The sequence below is a fragment of the Parabacteroides sp. MSK.9.14 genome, assembly GCF_019041495.1.
In the GTDB taxonomy this organism is placed as follows: domain Bacteria; phylum Bacteroidota; class Bacteroidia; order Bacteroidales; family Tannerellaceae; genus Parabacteroides; species Parabacteroides merdae.
Window position 1 is genome coordinate 1 of record NZ_JAHPXO010000085.1, and the last position, 2,571, is coordinate 2,571.

2 protein-coding genes are annotated in these 2,571 nt (G+C 54.6%); both read right to left on the bottom strand.

Annotation, left to right across the window (positions count from 1 at the left end):
* A partial coding sequence (locus KTG12_RS21040) for an O-antigen ligase family protein (protein ID WP_216945537.1) occupies nucleotides 1-1,769 on the bottom strand: 1,769 nt, incomplete at its 3' end.
* A gap of 13 nt (nucleotides 1,770-1,782) precedes the next feature.
* Nucleotides 1,783-2,571: signal peptidase I (gene lepB, locus KTG12_RS21045; protein WP_195305312.1), on the bottom strand; the 789-nt coding region annotated here is incomplete at its 5' end.

Sequence of the window (2,571 nt, forward strand, 5' to 3'; positions counted from 1 at the left end):
GTTTCCACCTTCGGCTTTTTGGCCAGCACGACACTGGCGGCAGCCCGCAATTTATCCACCTGGTAGAACTCCGGCTCTGCATATAGCTTGGCTAACAAATAATATGGATACAATCTCTCCGGCAGTATCCCGATAGCCTGAAGCAATTCTTCTTCCGCCTCCCGGTAATCTCCGAGCATCTGCCGGTTTTTGGCGATCATGTACCGGATCATCGGGTCTCCGCTCAGCCGCTTCGCCCGTTCCAATACCCGTATCGCTTCGGCGTGTTGTCCCGTCTTGCTGAGGCATTGCGCCTCTTCGAACAAGAATTCAGGTTTATGCTTCAGCTTGTCATGCAAACCGTGATAATCTTCCGCAACCGATTCATACGGCTTGTTGTTGTAGATCATCTGCATCCGTCCCCATCGTTTATATGCCTCATATTGCCCTTTCTGCAAGATGAACAGACAGACGGAGGCAAGCGACAACAGACTTATCATCGTAATATGGCACACCGGTGATACGGATAGGGCAGATGATCTTGTCCGCGTCCCATCTTCCGTCACGCATATCGCCCCCAAAAACACCAACGCCACCCAAAACGACGGCAACTGCAACGGATAGGACGACACCGCGAACACCGCTAACGCCAACACGCCACCGGCCGCTCCCTGCTGCCTGTTCCGGATTCCATAGTACGCCATGCTCCCCAGCCATGCCACGAACACGATCAACCCTCCGACCCCCTGTTCCAGCCCGATCTGCAGGTATTCGTTGAACGCATATTCGGGACATCCCGCCACCCGTTTCTCCCGGTCTGTTGCGTTCCCTGTTGCGAAATACCCGCCTTGCGCCTCCGCGTATGCCGCCGGGAATCCGCCTAACCCCGTTCCTGCAAGCGGCTGTCCGGCAATCGCTTTCCCCGTCACTTTCCACATCAGCAATCGCCCGTCCGCCGAATCTTGTTTCATCCCGTAAACCCCGGCAATGGTACATCCCACCAATATCGCCACAATTGCAATAAAAGGAATTGTAGTATTCTTATACCTTCGACATACAGCTTTCGTCTTCTCCCATCCGATCCGTTCCGTCCAGTACACCCATCCGCAAGCCACGACCGCCGCCATCCACGCCGACCGACTCATTCCGGCAGGCAGGACAATCAGGATAGCTCCGGCGCATACCCAGCCGAAATAATGCATCCCCTTTTGAAACCGCAACGCCGTCCACAGGCAAACCGGCAGCACGACCGCTAAGTACCCGCAGTAAGGCCCCGGATTAAAGAAAGAACCCGTCAGCCGGAAAAGCGAATGGTTGGAATAGGCATAGCCATGCAATTGCTGCATTCCCCAGACGGCTTCGACCAGTCCGGTGAGCATCAGCACAAATAAGAAAAAGAACTTCAGGCAAGGAGCCTCTGTAAGAAAATAGCGCAACAGAAACCACAACACGACCAACTGCCCGCCGAAAAGCAGTTTTTCGGGTTCGGGATCGAGCTGCCGGTCGTATGTCGCGAGCGTGATCCCGGCAAAGAGGAGCAACAATCCGTCCGGCAATGCAAACGGGATGCTTTTCCTCCCGCCAAGCCATGCCGTCACAACCGTCCCGATCGCCATCAGCGCCATCGACAGGTGGAACCAGAAGACTTTTCCCGTCACAATGCCGTTCGCCAATGCGCTGTCGCCGACGAGCGGCGTGGCGATCAGCATCGCTCCGAAAACAGATGCCAGTGCAGTCCGGATTCCATGCCTATGCAATTTGAGTTCCATGCCGGTGTATTTTATTTCCATGCTTATCCGTTTTTTATTCGATTTTCTTCATGAACCGATCCCAGCGGAACTGCCCGGTGTACGGATCGACCGATTTCCAGACAAATGCCGCCTTGCCGACGATATATTCTTCCGGCAACAAGCCCCAATAGCGCGAGTCCTGCGAGTTCAGGCCTTTGTCACCCGCCATGAAATAATAGTTTTTCAAGAAGCGGTATTCCCGTATTGGTTCGCCGTTCAGGAAAACGGTTGAATCATTATAGTTGATTTCCGCTTTTTGTTCCCATGCGATCAGCTTGCGGTATAACAGATAATTTTCCCGGTTCATTTCGACCTTGTCACCGGCTTTCGGGACATAGAGCGGTCCGAAATTCCGGATGTTCCAACTGATGACGGAGTCGAACGGGAATGCCTTATAGACACCGTCCGGAAACTCTCCCGGCAACGTCCGCCCGATGCGTTCCTGCGAATCCATGTTTCCGAGCGGTTCGTTCGTGCCGTTTATCCGGAACCTTCCGTTCCGGATGGAAAGCGTGTCGCCCGGCAATCCGATACACCGTTTGATGTAGTATTTCAGGATATGCATCTCGATCTTGTCCCAGCCGTTGGGATGCGGGAAGTTGAAGACCAGCACATCACCCCGCTTGGCTTTCCGAAATCCCGGTGTGCGGTGTATCTCGGTCTGTTCCAGCCGCAGCGTCGCGTTGAGGTCGAACAGCCGTGCGCCGAGCGTCGGTTTCCAGACCGCCACGAAATCCCCTTCGACCAGTTCCGGCTCCATCGAGTCGCTGGGGATGCGGAAGGAGGCGAGGAGGAAGACTTG